The 22,227-nt window shown below is 59.7% G+C and carries 16 protein-coding genes and 1 other RNA gene; 9 read left to right on the top strand and 8 right to left on the bottom strand.

The genetic code is table 11. From position 1 onward, the window contains the following. Window positions 1-50: 50 nt before the first annotated feature. Entirely contained in the window at window positions 51-542 is a 492-nt protein-coding gene (locus FHX76_RS06980) for a MarR family winged helix-turn-helix transcriptional regulator (RefSeq protein ID WP_167149228.1), read from the bottom strand. A gap of 155 nt (window positions 543-697) precedes the next feature. Here FHX76_RS06980 and FHX76_RS06985 point away from each other — a divergent pair, with 155 nt between their 5' ends. Together FHX76_RS06985 and ssrA are read left to right on the top strand one after the other, a co-directional pair. Next, complete coding sequence (locus tag FHX76_RS06985) at window positions 698-1,090, top strand: hypothetical protein (RefSeq protein WP_167149230.1); 393 nt, start codon at window positions 698-700, stop codon at window positions 1,088-1,090. Between the two features lie 622 nt (window positions 1,091-1,712). Beyond that, window positions 1,713-2,084: a transfer-messenger RNA gene (ssrA, locus tag FHX76_RS06990) on the top strand. A gap of 59 nt (window positions 2,085-2,143) precedes the next feature. On the opposite strand, the gene FHX76_RS06995 is transcribed toward ssrA, so the two are convergent. Further along, complete coding sequence (locus FHX76_RS06995; protein ID WP_167149232.1) at window positions 2,144-2,611, bottom strand: MarR family winged helix-turn-helix transcriptional regulator; 468 nt, start codon at window positions 2,609-2,611, stop codon at window positions 2,144-2,146. Between the two features lie 67 nt (window positions 2,612-2,678). Here FHX76_RS06995 and FHX76_RS07000 point away from each other — a divergent pair, with 67 nt between their 5' ends. Beyond that, a complete protein-coding gene (locus FHX76_RS07000; protein WP_167149234.1) occupies window positions 2,679-4,769 on the top strand; it encodes an efflux RND transporter permease subunit in 2,091 nt (696 codons plus the stop codon). On the opposite strand, the gene FHX76_RS07005 is transcribed toward FHX76_RS07000, so the two are convergent. Further along, window positions 4,761-6,233 (bottom strand): sigma-70 family RNA polymerase sigma factor, encoded by a 1,473-nt coding sequence (locus FHX76_RS07005; RefSeq protein WP_167149236.1) that lies wholly within the window; start codon window positions 6,231-6,233, stop codon window positions 4,761-4,763. The two genes, FHX76_RS07000 and FHX76_RS07005, sit on opposite strands and share 9 nt — an antisense overlap. After that, window positions 6,230-11,098, bottom strand: coding sequence for an Ig-like domain-containing protein (locus FHX76_RS16680; RefSeq protein ID WP_167149238.1), 4,869 nt, complete (start codon window positions 11,096-11,098; stop codon window positions 6,230-6,232). The genes FHX76_RS07005 and FHX76_RS16680 overlap by 4 nt, the downstream gene beginning before the upstream one ends. Before the next feature lie 403 nt (window positions 11,099-11,501). On the opposite strand from FHX76_RS16680, the gene FHX76_RS07015 reads away from it, so the two are divergent. The 6 genes from FHX76_RS07015 (at window position 11,502) to FHX76_RS07040 (ending at window position 18,149) form a co-directional block, all read left to right on the top strand. Beyond that, window positions 11,502-12,959 carry a choice-of-anchor D domain-containing protein gene (locus FHX76_RS07015; RefSeq protein WP_167149240.1) on the top strand — a complete coding sequence of 486 codons (1,458 nt, stop codon included), beginning with the start codon at window positions 11,502-11,504 and terminating at the stop codon, window positions 12,957-12,959. 167 nt (window positions 12,960-13,126) lie between these two features. After that, window positions 13,127-14,584, top strand: a complete 1,458-nt coding sequence (locus tag FHX76_RS16550) for a choice-of-anchor D domain-containing protein (protein WP_208402459.1) — start codon at window positions 13,127-13,129, stop codon at window positions 14,582-14,584. Window positions 14,585-14,742: 158 nt separating this feature from the next. Next, window positions 14,743-15,336: a hypothetical protein gene (locus FHX76_RS07025; protein ID WP_167149244.1), complete on the top strand. Its 594-nt coding sequence runs from the start codon at window positions 14,743-14,745 to the stop codon at window positions 15,334-15,336. A 138-nt stretch (window positions 15,337-15,474) separates the two neighbouring features. Then, a complete protein-coding gene (locus FHX76_RS07030; RefSeq protein ID WP_167149246.1) occupies window positions 15,475-16,935 on the top strand; it encodes an LPXTG cell wall anchor domain-containing protein in 1,461 nt (486 codons plus the stop codon). A 259-nt stretch (window positions 16,936-17,194) separates the two neighbouring features. Next, a complete protein-coding gene (locus FHX76_RS07035; protein WP_167149248.1) occupies window positions 17,195-17,662 on the top strand; it encodes an SRPBCC family protein in 468 nt (155 codons plus the stop codon). Between the two features lie 127 nt (window positions 17,663-17,789). Next, window positions 17,790-18,149 carry a hypothetical protein gene (locus FHX76_RS07040; protein ID WP_167149250.1) on the top strand — a complete coding sequence of 120 codons (360 nt, stop codon included), beginning with the start codon at window positions 17,790-17,792 and terminating at the stop codon, window positions 18,147-18,149. 165 nt (window positions 18,150-18,314) lie between these two features. Here FHX76_RS07040 and smpB read toward each other — a convergent pair whose 3' ends face one another. From smpB to prfB, 4 genes are all read right to left on the bottom strand, one after another. Continuing rightward, on the bottom strand, window positions 18,315-18,791 hold the full coding sequence (smpB, locus tag FHX76_RS07045) for an SsrA-binding protein SmpB (RefSeq protein WP_167149252.1): 477 nt from the start codon (window positions 18,789-18,791) through the stop codon (window positions 18,315-18,317). Between the two features lie 198 nt (window positions 18,792-18,989). Beyond that, complete coding sequence (gene ftsX, locus FHX76_RS07050) at window positions 18,990-19,904, bottom strand: permease-like cell division protein FtsX (RefSeq protein WP_167149254.1); 915 nt, start codon at window positions 19,902-19,904, stop codon at window positions 18,990-18,992. Next, entirely contained in the window at window positions 19,901-20,896 is a 996-nt protein-coding gene (gene ftsE, locus FHX76_RS07055; protein ID WP_167149256.1) for a cell division ATP-binding protein FtsE, read from the bottom strand. Before ftsE ends, ftsX begins: the two co-directional genes overlap by 4 nt. 169 nt (window positions 20,897-21,065) lie before the next feature. Continuing rightward, entirely contained in the window at window positions 21,066-22,178 is a 1,113-nt protein-coding gene (gene prfB / locus FHX76_RS07060) for a peptide chain release factor 2 (RefSeq protein WP_167149258.1), read from the bottom strand. Window positions 22,179-22,227 lie beyond the last annotated feature (49 nt).

Here is a 22,227-nt window from a genome sequence, read left to right on the forward strand (position 1 = left end):
CCACCACGTGACACCCGCTTCAACCGGCGGCACGGTTCGCAGAGGATTCCCTACTGCGATTGCTCGTGATAGAACGTCGCACGTCGCTCAGGATCGACGGAGTCAAGGATTGGGTTGAGCAGCTCGTTGAGCCTGCTCACCTGCTTCTGGTTGAGCGAGTCAAATACGACTCGACGAACCGCCTCAACATGCCCTGGCGCTGTCTCTTCTATCTTTGCGAAGCCAGCATCCGTGAGCAGCGCCATGGTCGCCCTCCCGTCAGTTGGACAGGCAGAGCGACTCACCCAGCCCTGCTTCTCGAGCCGAGTCACAACATGCGACAGCCGGGACAGCGACGAGTTGGTGCGGAACGCAAGATTGCTCATCAGGAGCGAGTGGCCATCAGCCTCAGAAAGCATGGCGAGCACGTGGTATTCAAACTGGCTAATCCCAGCTTCTCGCTTGAGCTGCCCTTCAACCGCACTGGGCATGAGCATAGAGAGGGCGGTGAGCTTGAGCCACAGCTCCCGCTCAGAAGGGCTTAACCACTGCGGTTCGGTCATGCCACAATGATACGCCTTTTACTTGACGCTTCAAATCATTCCGGTTCATCCTGCCGCTCGCTCGCCGCGAACACACTCCGTAATGCGCAAACAAGCCCCTTTCGCACAGATCATCACCCCAGTAGCGTTAACAACATCAACCAACGGAGGATGCGATGACCGACAAAAGCAACGCCGAAAAACTCCTCATCAAGCCAGGAGACCGCGTGTGGATCGTCGGCTCAACGGTGTCAGATCGCTCGCTCATCGAGCCGCTCCCCCAAGATGCCCGCTCCGTGACCAGCGCGAGCACAGGAGTTTCGGTAGCGCTGAGCTTTGTGCGGTCGCCGGAAGATTTCGAAGACAACATCACTCATCTCCTCGACAGCCTCGGCACCTCGCGGGTCTTCTGGATCTGCTTTCCGAGCGGCGGCGATCACCCCATCTCCCGCGCATCCGTTGAGGAGTACCTCGAATCACAGTCATGGAGACCAATCGATCAGGTGAACCTCGGAAACGAATGGCTGGCCGTGCGGGCAAGCGCCTCATCGGCAACCGAACGCGCCTAACGGACCACCTAGTCCACTCATGAACAACCACAGATAACACTCAGGACGCAATTAGAGCACCTAGTTCACCCCTGAAGTAAGTACACCCGCAAATTTCACCCCACCCAACTTCAGCACAATCCACCCCTAGTGACCTCTATCTGTCGAAGAATAAAGAATGTAATCAGGCTTTAGCCACTAGAGATGATTTACCTCCTCATCACTGAGATAGTTTTTCACCACTAGGTGTTACACCTTAAGGGAGCAAGACCCCCCGCGAACTTCCATAAGACACCAACCCCTGTGCACAGATACACCCCCCGAATCTGCGCACAGGGGTTGAATGTTTAACCGATACGAGTATCACAAACGCGAATCGCCCACCTCGAAGACGAGCTTCACCACACGGGGCACACATACGCGCACACGAGCCCACCCCTTACGGCAGGGCGAGGATCTCATCGGAACGCCCGACATTGGCAAGAACCAAGGACTGACAACCCAGTCCACACCACAGCCGAGCAGGCTTGTTTCGCAGCCAAGAACTGCGTAGAATAAAAAGCTGGCCTCAATCATATTGAGGCCCATAACTCAACAGCGTGTGATGTGACCCACCCAAGTTGTTGCCGCGGCAACACAATCGGGGGCTGATCGGTTTCGACGTTGCCTGCGAAACTGTGAGAAGCGGGTCGAGGATGCACAGTTATCTCGTTAACGATCTGTGCAAAACAATAGGTGCCAATTCTAAGCGCACCGACTTCGCTCTCGCCGCCTAAGGCAGAGTAGAAAGTCCGTCAGACCGGGTTTGCTTCCGCCCCGTGCTCTGGCGTCGATTAGGGAGCTTGCTGATACACCGCGTCTCAGGATGTATCGGGACTTAAACTGAGACTGGGCCCGTCGATCTAGGTGCTTGTGACAAAGATCGGGGCCAAGTAGAACGTCTGCACAAGATACACCCGTAGAAGGCACAGAATCACAGCAGCGGACCCGGGTTCAATTCCCGGCAGCTCCACTGCGAGGTCACATCACACGCCTGTTGAATAACTCGCCGAATGGGCGACTCAAACGCGAATCTTATTCGCCGATGTGCGCGGAGTATTCTTCAGAGACCCTCTCAAGATACCTGCCAATCACGGCCTGTTCGTTACTGTCAAATTCGTCGAGGACTGCGTCAACCGCGTAGATCATGGGAAGCAGGACAGACATTGCTTTCGCGGCGGACCCGGGAGTCGCAGCAACGATCACCCCTCTTCGGTCGTCAGGGTTTGGAGTACGGTCAACGTGCCCAAGGGTCGAAAGGCGATCGATGGCCGAGGTAACCGCGGCCGTACTAATGTCGAGCCGTCGCGCGATTTCGGTGGGGCTGAGCGGCCCGGCCTGAATGAGATGCTCCATTGCTTCAAGGTCGGTCGCGTTGACGGTCAGTTGGCGAGCGAGATGCTTCTCGAATTCTCCGCTGAGCTCAACGAGCGCCCGCAGCTGCAAACTTTGCGGCCGGACGGATTGGCGAGCCGCAGGGGAATCTTCGGGTTGCGTTTGCATGATCCCCAGTTTATAGATAGTTTAGCTAGCCTAGCTAGTAATCAATCTATCTAACTAAGGCTGAGTTGTGAAACGAATCGTCAACGTTGTAACCGGGAAACGAACGTCCTGGATCGTGCTGGTCGTCGCGGGGCTGCTCTCGGCAGCCATCTTCGCGCTCGGCTCTGGAAGCGCTGGCGAGACCTCCCCCGGCGTCGGCCTTGGGGATTCCGTGGAATCCGCGCGGGTTGCCGCGCTGCAACAGGAGCTTCCTGGAGCCAACGAGACCTCCGCAATCCTCGTCTACAGCCGCGACGACAGCGCAACACTCAATGCGGCGGACACACAAGCGGTCGACGCAGCCGCATCCAAACTCAGCAGCTTCGCGACCGAGGGATTTGTGCCACCGGCAACCGTCTCTGATGATGGCAAGGTGGCGATCGTTGTTGTCCCACTCGAGGTCACATCTGACGTCACCGCGCAAGCGGAGCGGGCGGACGAGATCAGGTCCGCCGCTAACAGCGACCTGCCCGACGGACTTCAGGCACGGCTCTCCGGCCCGGAAGGATTCGCGGTTGATATCGCTTCGGTGTTTAAGGGAGCGAACTTCACCCTTCTGCTGACGACCGTGATCGTCGTTGGGATTCTGCTCATCATCACCTACCGCAGCCCGTGGCTGTGGCTCGTTCCCCTCGTGGTCATCGGACTCGCGGATGGCCTGTCAAGCATCGTTGCGACGCGTGTTGCCTCGCTGTTTGACATCGAGCTGGACGCCTCGGTCACCGGCATCCTCTCGGTCCTCGTCTTTGGCGCGGGGACCAACTACGCGCTCCTACTCATTTCGCGCTATAGGGACGAGCTTCGCACCCATGAGGATCGGCGAGACGCTATGGCCAGAGCGCTTCGTGGCGCGGGTCCTGCAATCATTGCGAGCGGCAGTACGGTTGTCCTCAGCCTCCTGACCCTGCTGTTTGCCGAACTCACCGGCAACCGTGCGCTTGGCATCGCCTGCGCCACTGGCGTTGTCGTCGCCATGCTCTTTGCGCTGCTGGTACTCCCAGCCGCTCTTGTGCTCTTTGGGCGCCGTCTGTTTTGGCCCTATGTACCTTCCTTCGGCTCGGAAAGCCGCCAGGAGCACGGGCTCTGGTTCAAGCTCGGCACCGCCGTATCGAAAAAACCGCTCGTCGTCGCCCTCGTTGGCATCGCGGTACTTGGCGGGCTCAGCCTTGGAGTTCCGCACATTCAGACCGGCCTCTCGCAGACGGAGAAATTCACATCGGTTCCGGAAGCCGTCGTTGGCCAAGAACTCATCGCCGATGCGTTCCCAGCCGGAAGCGGATCGCCAACCGTTGTCATTGCGCATGCCGATAAAGCCAAGGAAGTTGCGGCGAAGGCGGGCGACGTCGAGGGGGTCTCGTCTGCAACGGTTGGGGATACCAACGGCACCATCACCCAGGTGACGGTTGTGCTCGACGCCCCAGCAGAGACGCCCGCCGCCCTGGCAACCGTCGCCGACCTTCGCTCCGCGCTGCATGCCATCGACGGCGCAGATGCCCTTGTTGGCGGTCTTGACGCCGAAACGCTCGATACGAACACGGCACAGGAACGAGATCAAGACCTCATTATCCCGCTCATCCTCGCGATCGTCTTTGTTGTGCTCATCCTCCTGCTTCGCGCGCTCGTGGCACCCGTGTTGCTCTTGCTCACGGTTGTGGGTTCGTTCTTCGCGAGCCTCGGGGCCAGCTGGATTCTGTTCCAGACGGTGTTTGACTTCCCCGCGATCGACAGCAACGTGATTCTCTTCAGCTTCCTGTTCCTCGTTGCGCTCGGCGTCGACTACAACATTTTCTTGGTCACACGGGCGAAGGAGGAGGCCGAAACACACGGGACACGGCCAGGCATGATCCGCGCCCTCGCCGCGACCGGCGGAGTCATCACAAGCGCAGGCATCCTCTTGGCTGCCGTATTTGCGGTGCTTGGTGTGCTCCCGCTCATCACGCTCACCCAGATTGGCATCATCGTTTGCATCGGTGTGCTCATCGATACGCTGCTCGTGCGCACGGTCATCGTGCCAGCGCTCACCTTCCTGGTTGGCGACGCCTTCTGGTGGCCGGGCAAGCTCCGCGGGGCCAACAGCAACCACAAGTCGGCAGCGGATGCAGCCGTCGAATCACGGTAGGCGCGTCACCTGCTCGGCCGAGAGCGTCACGCTATACAGCGCTGGCGCCTCGGCCTCGCCCTGCACCCGAATGAAATAGGTGTCGGGCCGTGTCGCCTGGGCGAACTGGGTGCTCGGACCGTTTTTTAGCTCGATCAGATCGCCGTTCGGCTGGACGAGCTCGATGCGGCACTCCGCTTCTGTTGTGCTTCGCTGCTCAAAAAACGCCATCCTGTTGCCGATACTCGGCTCAAAAAAGACTCGACACATGCCTTCAGCTGCGGCGACTTCAACGATTGGCGCCGACCCCGTGCTGCCGACAACTGATGATGAGTCACCGCTCCCCTCGCTGCCGTCGGTTCCTGCGGACTCCCCTGGGTCGGCAGGCGGGACCTCAACGACCTCGGCGGTCGATCGCTCGTGAGCCGTTGGGGCATTCCCCCAGGTATCCGAAGTGTCGTTGGCCGGTGCGCTACTGGTCAGGAGGGTTACCGCGAGGGCAATTGCGCCAGCCCCACCTGCGGCCGCAATCAACATATTTGCCGGAGCCACCCTCGCAATCGCTGCCGCCGTTGTGCCGTCAAATCTTGCGAGCACGTCAAACCTACCGTGACCAAACGCCATCGCATCAACCTCGCCAGCAAGCGCCTGGCGGAGCAACGCTTCGAAGGCGAGCCCTGGTGCGGTGATTGCCATCGCCCCGGCAAATCGCGAACGGATCCGAATGAGCTCACGCATCGTGAACCGGCAGGAACTGCACGTTTCTAGGTGCTCGTCAAGCAACGCATCCTCGCCCTGTTCTGCCTCGGACCGTTCAATCAGCCGAAGCACAAACGGCTGGCAATCCGGTTTCGCCTCGTCTCCGGCAATCGCCGTGAGATACTCAACTCGAAACGCTTTGCGAGCCCTCGAATACAGGGCACCAACCCCGTTTGAGTTGAGGCCAAGCGCCACCCCGGTCTCCGCAAGGGAATAGCCGGCAAGATCCCGATACCAAATCACCGATTGCCACCGCGCCGGAAGCCGGTTAAAGGCCTCAACGATCGCGTTCTGTGCGAGGCCATCTTCCGGAATCTCAACGGCGGTTTCGGCCATCAGCTGCAGTGTCTCATCTTCGACAGGCGCCGTCCTGCTATTCGCCACCGTCTGATTAATCGCAACGCTCTTCATCGCGCTCACCAGATACCACCACATAGAAACGGTGGGTCCTTTGCCGTTCCGGATGGCCTGAATGACCTTAACAAACGCCTCCGAAACGATGTCCTCGGCAGGCACAAGCGGAGTCGCGTAGCGAGCTGCGTGCTGGAGCGCGAAGGATCGGTGCAGAGCAAACAGCTCATCCATGGCCCCGGCATCGCCCTGCCGGAATGCTTCGATGAGTTCGGCATCCCGCTGATCGCGGGCCCCTCCGGAAAGGAGGGACCCAGCGACCTCGGGCCCGTCGGCGTCTGGGTGCGTGATATCGCGTTGTGGGTGTTGGGTCACAGTGTGCGTTGTCCTCCCGGCACGTTGTGTCGGCGCGCAGCGGCCACAAGGCAGCCGCCAAGCAGCAGCAGCATCGCAATGGCAGCAATCGGGCTGTGGTCAGAGCCAGTGACGGCGAGCGCAGGGTTTCCGGGGGCACCGTTGTGCCCTGATCCGGTCGCGCCCGCTGTTCCTCCCTCGGACGGCGCAGCGGTGCCCGGCGTTGGGTTCATCGGAACCTCAGTGCCTCCGGTGTTGGGAAGCGTCGGCTTTGGCTCTGGGACATCGGCGGCCAAAATGGTAAGGGTGTAGGTAACCTCGCCCGTCTGACCAAGAGCATCAACGATGCGAACGCTAAACGTGTCCTCGCCAACGTAGCCAGGCTTCGGCGTGTAGCCGAGTACGCCGTTAGTGACGCTCGCCGTTCCGTGTGCTGCCTGCGTGACAACCGCGTCGGCGTCGATCTCCTGCACGTCGGTTCCGCTTGCCTCGCCGACCGGGTCGAAGGTCAAGAGGTCAACATCGTTGGTCAGTTCAAAGTGCACGTCCTTCCCAACCGGAGGTCGGATGACCGTCAGTGTCAGGGTCGCTCTTGACTCGCCCCCGTGCCCATCAGTAACCGTGTACTTGACGATCTCAATGTAGTTGAGCTCGCCCTCCGCCCACTGCCTGTTCGCTGACGGGGTGAAGCGGATGCCGTCGCCGACAACCTCGACCAACCCTGAGCTCTCGGTCTCGTCGGTTGTGCTGGCCGCGGTGAGGGTCAACCCATCGCCGCCGTCATTAGCAAGAACGTCAGTCGTTGTTGCCGCAGTCCACGGGACGGTCTTGCTATCGTCAACGGGAGCAAGGGCGGCGTAAACGGTGACGGTAAACGCCTGTTCGGTCTGTTGCCCAAGGTTATCCGTGTAGGTGACGGTAAACGTGTACTCTCCCGGTTGCGCGCTGCCGTGGTCGAACGAGACGGTGCCATCTGCCGCAACGGCAACGGTTCCGCCAGCCGGTTGCTTGGTCACGGCGACGCCGTCGTCAGCGATCACACCGGGGTTCAACAATTGCGGCTCAAAGCGAGCGGACTCTCCAGTCGCAACCGTTTGTGCCGCGTCAACTGTGACCACTGGCGCGCGCTGGACCGTCACAACGATCTCCGCGTCAGCTGTCTGCCCAAAATCGTCGGTGACGGAGTATGAAACGACATCGTTGTAGGTAGCTTCACCGTCGGCCCACTCGTGGGTGGATTCGACGGAAACCTTGCCGTCTGCGACGCTGACGCTCAGGTCGCCAGACGCCAAAACGGTGTTGCCAAGCACCAGTTTCCGACCGGTGTCGTTCGCGAGCGCATCCGCTGCTGTCGAGCCGCTCTGCCCGATCGTGACAGCATCGTTTGTGGCAACAGGAGCCGCGTACACCGTGATGGTGACCGCGGTTGTTGCGGTTGCCCCTGCCGAATCGGTCACCGTGTAGGCGACGATATCCTCATAACTGTCTTGGCCGTCAAACTCGGCTGGCCAGGTTGCGGACGACACGTAGGTGAGCGACCCGTCCCGAGTGATTGTGGCGGTTCCGTAAGTGGCTTCGCCTCCCGCCTGGATGCTCGCTGCGGTCTGCGGTGCCGGCGCGGAAGCCGTGTACCAACTGTCATTCTTCTTGACGTCAATCACCGTAGATGCGCCGGCAGAAGTACTCCCGGTGTCCGGCTTGAGCGCCAGGTCGGTGAGCTTCTCCTGGAAGAGGATCTTGACGTCGTCAAGTTCCTGACCGATCGCGAAGGAGATCGGGTTTGGGAGGACCAAGGTCCAGCCCTTCGCATCCTTCACGCTCGCCACATAGTCTCCAGCAGCGATGACGCCGAAGTCGAAGGAGCCGTCGTCGCCGATATCGGTTGTGTAGGTCTCGTTGGTGCTCGTGATCGTGAGGGTCTTGCTACCCTTCGGCCAGACAACATCCTCAGGGGTGAAGCCGTTCGAGTAATCGAGGTCGCGCCAGGCGGTTCCTGACAGTGATCCTGCCGAGGACGCGAGGGTGACCTCTGCCGCGCCCACAATGCGCTTGATCGAGTTTGGATCGCCGTCAACTGCCGCGGTTTTGCCATAGAAGTCGTTCTTCAGCTGGCCGCCAATCGCGAGGCCCTTGAGCGCAACCGTAATGGTTGCCGAGCCGGAGAACCCGGAGTCAATTGGCTTCTCTGTGACAAAGCGCAGGGCCCGCGCGTTCAAGGGGATTTCGCCGCTCTTCCACGTAATCCCGGTGTGGCCGTCGCTGTTATCTGTCTGCAGCAGTGCCGCAGCGATGTCTTCTGCATCGTCAACCGAATATTCAACGGACACTTTGCCCATAACCGCCTCGTTGGCCGTCGAAGTCACGGCCTCGATCACAGTAAAGCCCTCTGCTGGGAGCCCGTTGCTGCCTCGCGCGTCACCGTTATAGGGAAGCAGGTCAACAAACGTGCCAACGCCGACCTTGTCTGAGGTGCCGTTTGCCCAGTTGATCGTGTAGCTGAACTCCTCGTCGGGAGATACGATTCCGGCCTCGCGGGTGTTCGCCGTCTTGCCGCCCTGGAACGATGCAACGCCCTGAACGGTGAGTGCTGCCTTCTCGGTGCGGTCCTGGCTCAGAGCCGTTCCAGCGATGTTGCTCCAGCCTTCAAACGAAGCCGTGCTGAAGTCCGAATCCGAGCTTGCGACAATGGTGGCAGTGTGGATGCTGCCAGACGGGGTGAGCACGGATACGTTGACCGGAATCGTGATCGTCGGCAAGTTCGTTCCGTGTCCCTGGTAGACCGACGGCCCAACCGCACCAGCAGGCGCCTCAACATCACCAAGGTTGAAGACAATCGAGGCTGGGGCTCCGTCGTCGGCCGTGCACATGATGCCATCTGGGCCTGGGTTACCTGGCGTATGAGATTTGTAACCGGGAAGGTTCGTCACCACATCCCATACCGGCTCGCCGCAGGTTGAATCGAAGGTGACGGTGAGCCGCGAATTCTTCGACACGGTTGACGTAGTCCCGCCTACCGGGCCGATAACAACCGGCGTGACGACGAGGCTTTTGACCTGGCCAGGTTCGGTCGAGGCCACGTTCCATGCCGCCGTCGAGCGGATCAGTGCGGAAGCGGTACGGATGTTTCCGCCACGATCGCTGACTCCGGTGCCGCCGTAGTTTGAGGTCTGGCGCGCGCGGTCATCCGAACCGTATTGCCAGAACCAGGGAAGGGCGGTGTTTGCCGCGATGGCCATCGATGAGTCGGTGAGCGGGCGGGTGAGCGGGTTCACGAGTCCAAGGATGCTGTTGATCGGAAGCGCACCGTTGTATTTCACGAGTACAGCGCTGACCGATTTCATTCCGCCAGGCAGGGCAGCAGGGTTGCTCACCCAGCTGAGAGATCCTGGATCGAAGCTCTTACGCTCCGCGTCGTTTGCAAAGGAATGGTCGGTGTATTGCAGGGTGTAGTCACTCGTGGGTAGCGGAGTTCCAGAGGTGACATGGAATGCGTTCGTTGAACCATTCGCTGTGTTAAGCCAGGCCTGGGGCGTTCCGGAAAGTTCGAGCAGCTTTGGGTCCCAAGCGGTGACACCCCACACTCCCGTTGATGCTGCCCCTGCAGTCGGATCGTTGCGAACGCTGGTGAGCCCGATGAAGGACTGCCCAGGAACAATAAACTCGCGACCATTGGTGAAACCGTGGTCATCGCCGTAGAGGTACTTGCCTGGGCTGTACTGGGCACCGCTCACGCCAGCGTAGATCTCGGGCGTATCGGTGCGAAGTACCGATTGTCCGTAGCACGAAGTCTGAATGGACGAGGCTACCTCTCCGGTGCACGTTGTCGCAGGGTCATGCCCCGGAGCGTATCCGCTGCCGAAGTTCGAGGCTCCGCTGGAAGAAACGGGGTCAAAGCCTGTTATCTGTCCGGCAAGCACTGTGCGAACGTTTGCGGGGATGCTCGGGTCATACGGTGTCCAGATATAGACCTGCGACTCAGATACGGTCCGATAATTTGCGGCGTTTCCTGCGCCAAGACGAGGGCTCATGAAGTCAGTTTTTGTGCCGAGCATAGTGATAGTCACCGGAGTACCTGGGCCCCCTGGCTGGATAAAGCTCGTCGTGCCCGAGGAGTTGTTCACGATGGAAAGCACAACTGCGTTCGGGGGAACGCTGATTTGATAGCTATATCCGGCGGGACTCAACGCTTCGTAACCCTTATAGTTTCCGGAAGCTGGAAGGGTCGCGCCGAGATACATGCTGAGCTGTTGACGAGCACCGTCAGCTCCGCCGTTCTGGAACGGCATTGTCATGGCCTGCACATAAAATGACAGTTCGGTCTGAGCGAGCGCAGAGACCGTGATACCGGGAGCCGTTGTACTGACAGAACCGCTTGTAAAGGTCGGAGCGACAACGCTCCCGTGCCCAGCACTCGATACCCACGCGCGCACCTTGAACGATTCGACGGAGGTGTCGGCCGTCCGGTTGCAGGTCCAGGTCCGGTTGGAGTTTGACAAGACTCCCCCGCCTGGCCCGTTACAGACGGTTGAGGCAGTAGACGTGGAGTCCCACTCCATTCCAACGGGGAGTGTCGAGGTGAACGTGACGTCGCCGACCGTTGAGAACGAGGAGGCAAGCAGGTATTCCACTTGGTCGTTCGAACGCACGATGCCGTTGTTCGCGCCAGAGTCGTGACCAGGCGCGTCGTCTGCGTCGAAGCCTGCGGTGCCGTCAAAGCTAACGGAGACGCCAAGATCACTGACCGTTCCTGTCGAGGCGTTGGCCGCGGTAGCGCCGCCAAATGAGGAGGCGCCAATAATTGCGATGCTCGCTACCGCTGCGGCGAGCGCCGTCAACCGAGGCCGGCGGCTGCCCCCAGCCACCGGCACCAAATTCGTGTGCTTCACTAACTTCCCCTTAGTCGTTGACTTGCCGCGAGTGCGCAGCACTCAAACGTCGATCAAGTCGTTGTTTCAGGGGTCGAGACAACGAAGCGCTGCCAAACCATACGCGGGCCGCAAGAATTTTCGAAAAAAGTTGAAGCGCCGGCGCGACTGATGCCATTGAGAAGGGTGCCGCCCCCAAAGCGGATACCCAAACAGTCCCCAAATACGTACCCAACGCTAACGGACAAAACCTCCAAATATAGATATTTACTCGCATTTGCGTCGCTCATCCGCTTTTACACGGTTCCCCCACAGGAACGCCTGATACGTTTGCCTTCTTGCTTCGTTAGGGCGAAGCAATATTCATAAGCACATCAATCTTGGGGATACATTGAGCTTTCTATCTTTTCGCCGCGCCTTTGGCATGGCATTTTCCATGCTTGTCATCGCGACTGGCATTTCAGCAGGCATGAGCACCGCAGCGATGGCCGAGGAGCCGGCAGCGACCGCAGACACATTCTTTACCAACGACAAAGGCATCTCGCTTGACTCCGGCTATCTCGTATTTGCAACGCCGTACAGTAAGCCGGTCACCGAAACACTCACACTCACCGCAACGCAGGACCTCACGTTGGAGTCAACGACCGAATACCCGACTCCAGGCGACCGGTTTCATATCACCAGAACGGGAGTGTGCCCAACGAGCTTTGGCACGGTCACAATGCGAACCGGGGATTCGTGCACATTGAATATTGATTTCACGCCGGAAATGGTCAGGTACTTCTACGGTGAGACCGATTTCACCATCACCGCAAACGGAGTAACCACAGACTTCTCTGTCGGGTTCCAGGCACATGTCCAAACCGTCGTACTGACCGGGGACGCCACCTTTGGTTCGGTGCCCTTCGGCACAAGCGTGACGAGCCAGATCGAATTCGCCAACATTACCGATTACGATTTTCACATTACCGATCTCTTGGTGAACATGAGCCCTAGTTACGGGCTCAGCATTCAAGCAACAACCTGCGGAACCGTTATTGCGGCCCATGCAACCTGCACACTCGATCTTCAATTCCAGCCCGAACACACCTTCGATATCAACAGACAAGTGTTTGCAAGGGGAACAATAGAGGGAAAGAACGCAATCTCGAGTGCCATCGAAGTCTCAGCTAGGGGCGACGAAGGACCGGTCAGCTTGACAGCGACTCCGAGCGTAGACTTCGGCACACTCGAACCCGAATCGTCGGCAACAGACACCATCACCATCACCAACACTGGTGAGATCGCCCTCGGCCTCTTCACCGACTACAGCTGGTTCAACGACACCACGGGAAACTTCACCATTGAGGGCTCCCTCCCCGAGACGCTCGAGCCGGGTTCGGCGGTCGACGTTTCGGTGCGCTTCACCGCCCCAGCCGACAGCGAGGGCGAGCACCTCAGCAAACTCAACCTCGTCAGCTTCACGCCCAATTTCTCATATGCGGATGCCAGCGTTGCACTTCGCGCAAACGTAGCGTCCAAGGATTCACCGGTTACTCCAACCACTCCGGAGACACCATCCGAAACGCTCGACCCGCAGCAACCGGAGTTCCCTGTTGCTCCAGAACAACCGGTCATCCCGGCTCCACCTGTTGCGCCAGAGTCGATTCTCCCTGAAGAAGAAACTGTGATTGTTCCAGCTTCAACGAACAAGGGCAGCGACCCAGCAGATCACGCTGCACCTGGTGCCGTTCCATCAGCAGACTCCTCGGCCACACAACAGTTGGCATCAACCGGGGCCGAGAACAACCTCTTCCTCCTTGTTGGCCTCCTCGTAGTGGCTGGCTCACTTGCAATCAGAAAGGCAAAACGGGCCGCTCCGCACAACCAGTTGATTGACTGAGGCTCACGCTTCAGCGGGGAACAATACGTTTCCCCGGCACACGGTCGATGCCCAGATTGGCGTGTTAAACTTGCACTCTTGTTTCGTTAGGGCGAAGCAAACATCTAAAGCGCATCAATCTTGGGGATCATTTGAGCTTTCAATCTGTTTTGTCATTCCGTCGTGCCTTGCACACGGCACTCACAGCAATCATCGTGGCTGCCGGGCTGTCCTTCGGCGTCGGCGCTGCCGCTTCAGCGGAAGAACCAGCCGTTACCAGTGACACCTTTTTCACCAACGACCGGGGCCTCACCCTCCAAAGCGACTATCTCGAGATGTCGACGCCGTTTGGTGAGGCAACAACGCAGACGATCACGCTCACGGCCACACAAGATCTGACGTTTCGTGCGGCGAGCGAGTACCCAACACCGGGTGATTCGTTCTATGTCACCCGTGCGGGCGTATGTCCTGGATACTTTGGCTCGGTGGCGATGAAAGCAGGCGATTCCTGCACACTCACAATCGTCTTTACTCCGTCGACAACCGCAAGTTACTACGGCGGCCCATCCTTCACCGCAACCGTCAACGGTGTCACCACCCCGATTGGCATACATCTGCACGGAAACGTCGAGACCGTGGTCATGGATGGCCCAATAAACTTTGGCACCGTCAGGCTTGGCGACAGCGAGACGCTCCAGTACACGCTCACCAATGTCGCCAGGTATGACTACACCGTGACCGAACTCTTCTCAGGGCTCGCGACGTACTACGGATTCTCGATCGCGGGCACCTCCTGCGGCAGCGTTCTTCCTGCCGGAGCCACGTGCACAATCGACCTCGACTTCGCGCCAATCTATAATTTTGAAGCCTCAACCTACGTCTACTCGACCGGCACGATGGACGGTCAGCGGGCGTATTCCAACGGCATGTATACCAAGGGAACAGGATCAGAGGGCGTTGTGGGCCTGACAGCCACACCAACCGTCGATTTTGGCGCCGTCGCAGAGGGCGAAACGGCGAACGGCGTGATGACGCTCACCAACACCGGCGAAGTCCGACTCACATTCAACACGTACAACGGCTGGTTCTCCAACTACTCCGGCGCGTTCGCGTTGGTTGGGGAACTGCCAGCAGCGCTCGAACCGGGTGCTTCCGTTGATCTCCCCGTCGTCTTCTCAGCAGACGGAGCGGAGGTCGGCGAGCAGACCAGCGATTACAACGTGACGGGATACACGTCCGCCTATACCGCGGCCAATGCGCAGGTTTCGCTTCGGGCACTCGTCGAGGCTGGGTCGTCACCAGGCGACCCGGTTGACCCGGTTGACCCAACTGATCCCGGGGTCCCTGTTGACCCGACGGGACCGTTGGTTCCCACCGAACCGGTTGCCCCGACTCCCCCGCCCACGCCAGAGACCAAGCTGCCCGCCGTCGACGAGATCGTTGTGCCGGCAGTTACCCCCGGTGACGCAGCACAACAGACTCAACCAGCATCGGCCGCTTCGACGGCAGCTGCTGGGAGCCTCGCCGTCACGGGAACGCATGACTCGGTTGCGGGCCTGAGCGCCTTGCTCCTGGTCGCAGTTGGCGCCAGCGCGTTGTACTTCGGCAGGCGAAGCCGGCAGGCGAACAGCGCCCCAGCTCTCTAAAGCACCCGGCGCGCGGCAACAACCGATTCCAGGGCTGTTGCCGCGCTTCGCGTGAGGAGTCTCATCTAGGTTTGGCGGCACTTCGACCCTGGGACATGCCCGCGGGGACTTCGCCCTCGCCCTCGCCCTCGCCCTCGCCGAATGTGCCATGCTGAAGTGTGAGCAATGCACCTGGTCCTGACGACTCCGAGAACGAACGTTTCGCCCGCGTTGGCCGCCGACTATCGTGGCTGCGCCAGCTTCCGCTCGAACGCCCAACTGACCTCACCCGCGAGCGGGCGGCGAACCGTACTCGCGCATACCTGTATGGCAACATCCTTGTCCTCGCTGCGCTCGCGAGCCTGACCACACACGACGTCGAGTCTGGTCACGGTGCCATCCTCGTGATTGGCACAGGCGTCTCGACGCTTATCGCCCACCTGCTGGCAGACATTTTCAGCCACCGGATTCGCGGGCACGTTGATGACGGGAGTCGCCCTGGGCTTCGCGACGAGATTCGGGATGCGCTTCCCATCGCGTCATCGGCCTCGTTCCCCGCGTTCATGCTCGCGATCGGTTGGCTTGGCTGGGTAGCGCCGTTCCCCGTCCTGCTGGCATCGATGATTGTTATTCTGTTTCGTTTTCTCATGCTTGGCGGTATGGTCGGCTACCTCACTGGCGAACGAAGTTCGTGGAACTCGGTTTTGGCCGGCGTTGGGCTTGCCGTTGCGGGAGTCGCCGTCGTTGGCATCAAATTGCTGCTCACACACTAAAAACCGTTTGGACACCTAGTGCCCCCTAGGGATACCTAGGCGCACCACTCAGTCAAAAACCCCGGAAAATCGCGGATTTTCTTCTTGTTTTATTCGCGTCCACCCATATAGTGTTGTCGCTATTAGGGGGAACAACACATGTTCAAAAACGATGTACTGCGCCCATTTGGCGCGCCACGCAACATTCACTGGGGTCGCAAAACCGTGGCACTCGCCTTCGCAACGCTGCTGACAGGTGGAGCCACACTGCTCGGTGCCACAGCACCAGCTTCCGCCGATATACCGGCAACACCAAAAGCCGCGGTCTTTGAGGCGCCTGCCTGCGCCGGCACAACCGACTTCGATCCTGCGCAGTCTGGTGCCACGGTCAACAACCTGCAAAGCGTATTTGGCAAGCGCCTCGATGCGTTTAACGAGGGCCGCGTCATCCCGCTGTACGACAGCTACGGAGGAACAAACGCGTCAGAGCCAGACAACGACGGCTTCATCCAATACGCCTACCCGCCGCTCTGCGGAACCCGATACGTCGCGAGCGCCGACGACGGCAGCGCCAGCAATGGGGCCGTATCCGAGTGGATGTACTGCACCGACCGCTCGTTTCACGCCTGTGGCGGCGTTGGCACAGACGGAGGCATCCTCGACGACGACAACCTTCCCGTCGATCCGATGCAAGAGCTGCCGGTGAATCCAAAACTCACTGCCGACCAGGAGCGCCTCATCAGCTACCTCGTGCAGCAGGGGCACTCCTACGCCGGCGTTGGCGACCAAAGCTGGGGCGGGGCCACTGAGGCTCGATCGGATGCCGGCACCAACGAACGCACCGCGCTGCAGACGCTCGTGTGGTGCATCAGCGATGCGCCAAAACCCGCAGAACAGGCAGCTGTTCCGCAAAACGGTTTCACGCAAACCTGTAATGCAGTAATGCCGCAGGCGGAACAAGCACGATTGCTCGCGCTCATCCCCGCCGTTGCCGAGGTTCATCTCGATTTTTCACAGGCCCAAACCACGTTTACCGTTGGCGAAGTTGCGCGAGTAAGCCTGACAACGAACGTATACAACCAGCCAATCGAGTTCGCCTCAAACACAGCGGGATCGATCGTTGCCTGCCAGGGGAGCAACGTGCAGGTAACTGGCACAACCATCACTGTTCCGGGAACCGATAGCGCCGTGGATACGACCGTTGAGCTCTGCTACACGGCTACCGAGCCAGGCTCAGTCGAGCTCAGCGTTGAGGCGCAGCCAGCCTCGACCTCCCATGTGAGCTGGAACCAAAGCTCCAACGCTGGGGCGACGATTCCGTGCCAGGTATTTGCGGCCTACAACGAGGCGCGGTTCGAGTCGGTCTCCGACCGTGCCGCTGCGACGTTCATTGCGGCCGTCATTCCAACAACAACCCCGGCGACGCCGGCGCTTGAAACGCCAGCTGTTACAACGCCGGCGACGACCCCTGCGGGAAGCAACGCAACGACGCCAGCAACGGCCTCCGGCGCCATGCTCGCCTCGACGGGAGTAGAGACCAACGTTGGCCTCTGGGTTGCTGCTGCGGCGCTGCTTGGCGGTCTCATGCTCTTGCTCGTGCGCCGACGCTCGGAGGCCTAATCAGTTGGGGGTCGCGGCATGGTCGCGGCTGCCCGGTAGTCGCGGCATGGTCGCGGCTGCCCGGTAGTCGCGCCTACCTGTTCGCGGCCCGGCGGCGGCCCTTATCCTAACGATTTCATGACATAATCCGGCCCGTCTCTCCCAGAATTGGCAACCAGGAAAACCCCTGGGAAACGACGCGAAAGACGAACGAGCGGTGTAACCTCAACAGCATCCACCTGCCAACAGCCATCAACCGCACTAATCGGTAAGGACCACCGTGAGCCAGACACCAGCAGTCACCGCAGTTGATCGTGGCAAGCAGCAGGTCGCACGAACAGCCGTCATCGCCTGCGAGCCTCACGAGCTATTTGAGCTGCTCGTCGACCCGCACCGGCACCTCGAGATCGACGGCTCAGGGAGCGTTGGCACCGCCGTCAGCGGACCAAACCGACTCTCGGTCGGAGACACCTTCTCCGTCGAGATGAAACAGGCAGGCGTCCCCTACAAAATCACCAGCACGGCCACAACTATCACGCCAGACCGGGTCGTGGAATGGCAGCATCCCGGTGGGCACCACTGGCGTTGGGAATTCGAGCCGGTTGACGGCGGAACGAGGGTCACCGAAATCTTCGACTACCGTGACGCCAAGGCGCCCTGGTTCCTCACGCTACTTCTGCAGCCACGGATGAATGCAAAAGGCATCGAGTCAACCCTCGACGGGCTGCAGAAGCGCTTCGCCAGCTAATCCGGCACCAGCGCTTCTTCCGCTCGTCACGACCGAGGTGTTTTCCCTGGTGATCCGACTATTGCCCCGCCTGCAACCAAGCCCGGCCTTACTAGCCCGCTGACGGTACACAACGTAGCATCAGACTATGGATATTCTGCATAACGTTCTGCTGGTCTTGCACTTTATCGGCATCGGTTCGCTGCTTGGCGGATTCATGACCCAGATGAAGCAGCTCAAGCCGGGAACCGCAGTGGTCAATGCCGCAATGTTCCACGGCGCGCTCACCATGCTCGTCTCCGGCCTGCTTCTGGTCGCAACGACATACATGTCTGGCGAGGGCGACTACGTCAACAACGCGAAGATCGGCGTCAAACTCGCCATCCTGATCGTGATCTCGGTTCTCGTAATCATCAACCGCAAAAAGGCAACCGTGCCCTCCGGCGTGATCGGTGCCATCGGCGGCCTGACCGTCGTCAACATCATCCTGGCCGTGTTCTGGAAGTAACTTCCGAATCGTTCAGCAAAAAACGCCCCAAACCTCATTGGTTTGGGGCGTTTTTTATTGACTCGATAGCGGTGGGATGCGTTCGGCACCGGATGCGTTCAACTCCGACGGGTCCACCACCGGATGCGTGAGCCCAACGACTCGCATCCCGGTTGCGGTTCGGCGCTACTCCCCCAGGTGCTTGCGGGCCGACATTGCGCGATCTGCCTCGCGCTTATCCTGGCGCTCACGAAGTGCGTGGCGCTTGTCGTACTCTTTTTTACCCTTCGCAACCGCAAGCTCAACCTTTGCGTTGCCGTCGAGGAAATAGATGCGCAGCGGAATAAGCGTGTACCCGCCCTCGCGCGTCTTCTGGGCAAGCTTCTCGATCTCGTGCTTATGCAGCAGCAGCTTGCGCTTGCGGCGGGTGGCATGGTTATTCCACGTGCCGTTGAAGTATTCGGGAATATGCACGGCATCCAGCCAAACCTCACCGAACTCCACAAAGGCGTAACCGTCAACGAGCGAGGCACGTCCCTGGCGCAGCGACTTGACCTCGGTTCCGCGAAGCACCATTCCGGCCTCGTAGGTGTCCTCGATCAGGTAGTCGTGCCGAGCTTTGCGGTTGGTCGCGACAATCTTCTCGCCGATCTCCTTCGGCATCCTCGTCCTCCTGATCGTGACGGTTGAATGTGTGGCCGACTCGCGGCCAAGTGAACGCCCAGCTCAGAAGGCAGGGCAGCGTATCAGCCTAGCAGGAAACACCGAGGAGACAAGGATGGCCCCAACCAAGCGTTCCCGAAGCGCCGCTGAGGCGGCAACCGTTCGCGCTGGCAGGGGCCATCGTTGTGAGGCGTTTGCCTAGACCTTCAGGTAGCGGGTAATCGCGACCTTGGCGGCAAATCCAGACAGAATGATGCCGAGCCCAATCAGTATCGGCGGCACCACAAGCGCCTGGGCCGTGGTGATGTACGACGTAAACGGAACATTGACCGCCAAGAAGCCCTGGATAAAGAACTCAACGATTCCGACGGTTGCAACGCTCGCCAACACCGCCCCGAGCAACGCCGAGATAATGCCCTCAAGAATGAACGGGGTTTGGATGAACCGGTTCGACGCACCAACAAGGCGCATGATGCCGATCTCCCTTCGGCGAGAGAACGCCGACAACCGGATGGTTGTTGAGATGAGCAGCACAGCGGCAACAAGCATCAGACCGGCAATCGACAGCGCCGTGTAACTCGCCGCGTTGAGCACCGTAAAGATGCGGTCGAGCAGGCTCCGTTGGTCAGTCACGCTTTGCACGCCAGCGACACCGGCAAAGGTTTCCTGGATGACATCGGCCTGCGACGGGTCCTTGAGCTTGATCCAGAACGTTTGGTTCAGCTGCTCCGGCTTTGCGTAATCGGCGACAGGGTTGTCCTTGAACTGCTCAACAAAGTTGGCGTAGGCCTGGTCGTGGTCCTCGAAGAAGTACTCCTCGATAAACGGCTTGAGGGTGTCAGACTTGAGCTGGGCCTCAACGGCATCCAGCTGCTCCTGAGACGCGTCGGTTCCGTCACACGTTTCGGAGTTATCAAACTCGGTACACATGTAAATGGAAACCTGGGCCCTGTCGTACCAGAAGGTCTTCATCTGGTTGATCTGGAGCTGCAGCACCGCCGCGGTTCCCACAAACGTGAGCGACACAAAGGTCACCAGAACAACAGAAATCACCATGGAAAGGTTGCGGCGGAGTCCCTGCGCAACCTCGCTGAGAACGAGTGCGTATCTCATCGAACCGGCCCCACATCCTGCTGGCCGTCCGCATCAGAGTCGTTGTCGCGGCGCAGCCTCTCGGCAAGCGCAGCGGTGTCGTTAAGCACGCTCATGTCAACATCGTGCGGGGTCGCGGCGACCTCTGCCTGAATCATTTCGTCAATCGTTTCGGGGTAAGCGGCCTCGTAGGCCGCGAGCTGCTCCTGAGCGCTTGGCTCCTTGGCCGCGGTTGGCAGGGATTCTGCCGGGATGTTCGGCATCGCCTTGCCAGCGATGGTTGCGGCAGAACCGTCAGCAGCGTGGTCAGAAATGATCTGAACCGCGGCAGTGACGCCGTAGCCACCCTCAAGCTCGTCGCGAACGATCTGGCCCTCTGAGAGCTCAATCACGCGCTGCTGAAGCTGGTCAACAAAACCGGCCTCGTGCGTGGCCATGACGACGGTCGTGCCGCCTGCGTTAATGCGCTGGAGCAGCTGCATAATGCCCATGCTCGTGTTGGGGTCGAGGTTACCGGTCGGCTCGTCGGCAAGGAGGATAGCTGGCTTATTGACAATCGCGCGGGCGATAGCAACACGCTGCTGCTCACCACCGGAAAGTTCGTGCGGCATCCGCTTGGCCTTATTGCTCAGGCCAACCATCTCAAGGGTGTCGGTGACGGCCTCCTGGATGAAGCCGCGGGATTTTCCGATCACCTGCAGGCTGAAGGCCACGTTGTCGTAGACCGACTTATTGCCAAGCAACCGGAAGTCTTGAAAGACCACCCCAAGGTTGCGCCTGAAATACGGCACCTTGCGGTTCGAGATCGAGCCAAGATCTTGGCCGAGCACGTGAATCTTGCCGCCTGTCACGCGCTCTTCGCGCAGGATGAGCTGGAGGCAGCTGGACTTACCCGAGCCTGAGGCTCCCACAAGAAAGACAAACTCGCCACGCTGAACGCGTAGGTTGATGTCACTCAGCGCGGGCTTCGCCGTACCCGGGTATTTCTTCGAGACGTTATCAAACCAAATCATGTCGTCACGAGCCTAGGCACGGGGCCACGGTTTGGCACGCCGACGCGCGGACGCTGAACTAATTGCCAGGTTTCCTGCCCCTGAGTTTCGGCGTAGTTTTGCCGGTTGGGCGTATCTTGCAAGATACGCCCAACCGGCAAAACTACGCCCAACCGAACGAGAGTGAGGCCTAGGCTTCCACATCCTTCATGGAGCGCCAGCGGATGCCCTCAGAGATAAAGCAGTCGAGGTCACCGTCAAACACGGCCTGCGGGTTGTTAACCTCGTAGTTCGTGCGCAGATCCTTGACCATTTGATACGGCGCGAGCACGTAGCTGCGCATCTGATCGCCCCAACTCGCCGTGATGTTGCCGGCGAGCTCCTTCTTCTTCGCGTTCTCTTCTTCTCGGCGCTGCAAGAGCAACCGCGATTGAAGCACACGAAGGGCGGCGGCGCGGTTCTGAATCTGCGATTTCTCGTTCTGACAGCTCACCACGATGCCGGTCGGGATATGCGTGATGCGCACGGCAGAGTCGGTCGTGTTCACCGACTGGCCGCCTGGGCCTGACGAGCGGAACACATCCACTCGCATCTCGTTCTCAGGAATTTCGATCGATTCGGCCTGCTCGATAAGCGGCACCACCTCGACCGCGGCAAAGCTTGTCTGGCGCTTGCCAGCAGAGTTGAAGGGGCTCATCCGCACCAGGCGGTGCGTGCCGGCCTCAACAGAGAGCGTTCCGAAGGCGTAGGGAGCATCCACCTCAAATGTGGCCGACTTGATGCCAGCTTCTTCGGCGTAGCTTGTGTCAAGCACTCGCACCGGGTAGTTGTGCTGCTCGGCCCACCGAAGGTACATGCGCAGGAGCATTTCAGCAAAGTCTGCGGCGTCAACGCCACCGGCGCCGGCGCGAATCGTGACAACGGCCGCGCTCGGGTCGTACTCGCCGCTCAGCAACGTCTGCACCTCAAGGTCGCCCATGACCTTTTCGATGGCTTTCAGTTCTTGGCGGGCATCCTCAGCCGAGCCCTCGTCGCCCTCGTCGTTGGCGAGCTCGACAAGCACCTCAAGATCGTCAAGACGCTCTTCGATGCTGCGGATACGCTTGAGCTCGGTCTGCCGGTGGCTGAGCGCGCTCGTGATCTTCTGCGCGTTTTCGGTGTTGTTCCAGAGGTCTGGAACGGATGCCTGCTCTTCGAGGTCGGCGATCTCGCTGACGAGCCGGTCGACCCCAACAACCGCCTTAATATCGGCGAACGTGGAGCGCAACGAGCTGATTTGGGCAGACAGATCAAAATCAAACATAATCCGCCTAGCTTACCGCCCCTGAACCTGCATCTATTTGCGAGTATCT

The organism is Lysinibacter cavernae (genome assembly GCF_011758565.1).
In the GTDB taxonomy this organism is placed as follows: domain Bacteria; phylum Actinomycetota; class Actinomycetes; order Actinomycetales; family Microbacteriaceae; genus Lysinibacter; species Lysinibacter cavernae.

What these genes read in the sequence shown, in the direction of transcription:
- FHX76_RS06995 (WP_167149232.1), bottom strand. Translation starts at nt 2,611, where the DNA reads ATGCAAACGCAACCCGAAGATTCCCCTGCGGCTCGCCAATCCGTCCGG.
- FHX76_RS06985 (WP_167149230.1), top strand. Translation starts at nt 698, where the DNA reads ATGACCGACAAAAGCAACGCCGAAAAACTCCTCATCAAGCCAGGAGAC.
- FHX76_RS06980 (WP_167149228.1), bottom strand. Translation starts at nt 542, where the DNA reads ATGACCGAACCGCAGTGGTTAAGCCCTTCTGAGCGGGAGCTGTGGCTC.
- ftsX (WP_167149254.1), bottom strand. Translation starts at nt 19,904, where the DNA reads ATGAGATACGCACTCGTTCTCAGCGAGGTTGCGCAGGGACTCCGCCGC.
- prfB (WP_167149258.1), bottom strand. Translation starts at nt 22,178, where the DNA reads ATGTTTGATTTTGATCTGTCTGCCCAAATCAGCTCGTTGCGCTCCACG.
- smpB (WP_167149252.1), bottom strand. Translation starts at nt 18,791, where the DNA reads ATGCCGAAGGAGATCGGCGAGAAGATTGTCGCGACCAACCGCAAAGCT.
- ftsE (WP_167149256.1), bottom strand. Translation starts at nt 20,896, where the DNA reads ATGATTTGGTTTGATAACGTCTCGAAGAAATACCCGGGTACGGCGAAG.
- FHX76_RS07030 (WP_167149246.1), top strand. Translation starts at nt 15,475, where the DNA reads ATGTTCAAAAACGATGTACTGCGCCCATTTGGCGCGCCACGCAACATT.
- FHX76_RS07040 (WP_167149250.1), top strand. Translation starts at nt 17,790, where the DNA reads ATGGATATTCTGCATAACGTTCTGCTGGTCTTGCACTTTATCGGCATC.
- FHX76_RS07015 (WP_167149240.1), top strand. Translation starts at nt 11,502, where the DNA reads ATGGCATTTTCCATGCTTGTCATCGCGACTGGCATTTCAGCAGGCATG.